Annotated in this window: 2 protein-coding genes; both read left to right on the top strand. The window is 63.8% G+C overall.

Translation table 11 applies throughout. From position 1 onward, the window contains the following. Positions 1 to 292, top strand: a 292-nt coding sequence (locus tag AABA86_RS34015) for a 3-hydroxyacyl-CoA dehydrogenase family protein (RefSeq protein ID WP_338309852.1), incomplete at its 5' end; no start/stop codon positions are given. Between the two features lie 123 nt (positions 293 to 415). Then, positions 416 to 610 carry a hypothetical protein gene (locus tag AABA86_RS34010; RefSeq protein WP_091960250.1) on the top strand — a complete coding sequence of 65 codons (195 nt, stop codon included), beginning with the start codon at positions 416 to 418 and terminating at the stop codon, positions 608 to 610. Positions 611 to 665 lie beyond the last annotated feature (55 nt).

Here is a 665-nt window from a genome sequence, read left to right as displayed (position 1 = left end):
GATGATCAACGAGGCGATCTACACGCTGTATGAAGGCGTCGGCAATGTCGAGGCGATCGACGCGGCCATGAAGCTCGGCGCGCACCATCCGATGGGTCCGCTGGAGCTGGCCGATTTCATCGGCCTCGATACCTGCCTCTCCATCATGCAGGTGCTGCACGAGGGGCTGGCCGATTCCAAATACCGCCCGTGCCCGCTGCTGGTGAAATATGTCGAGGCCGGCTGGCTCGGCCGCAAGACCCAGCGCGGCTTCTACGATTACCGCGGCGCCAAGCCGGTTCCGACGCGGTAAGGCGGTCTCGTGCCCCGGACNNCGCGTCCGGGACACGGACCGAGGCCGCCCAATAGCTTCGTGACAATTCATGCCCCATTAACCCCTCGCGCCTAGGCTGCAGCCGGTAAGAGGGTTCGCGTAATGGACATGATGGCAATGGTCAGCACCATGCTGGCCGCTCAGCAAGGCGCGCTGCAGTCGAATATCTCGGCGACGCTGACCAAGCAGAACATGGACATGGAGAAATCCACCGTCCTGACGCTGATGGGCGCCGGGCAGCCTTCGCTGGCCAATGTCGGTGCCGGCGTCGGCGGCAACCTCAACGTCACTGCCTGAAATATCTAAAGCGACGCGGCGGCCTTGCCCGTCGCCGCCCGGATCAGCTTGAGCG

The sequence above is a fragment of the Bradyrhizobium sp. TM233 genome, assembly GCF_036247965.1.
Lineage (GTDB): Bacteria > Pseudomonadota > Alphaproteobacteria > Rhizobiales > Xanthobacteraceae > Bradyrhizobium > Bradyrhizobium ottawaense.
This window is presented reverse-complemented; position numbering and strand designations above follow the sequence as displayed.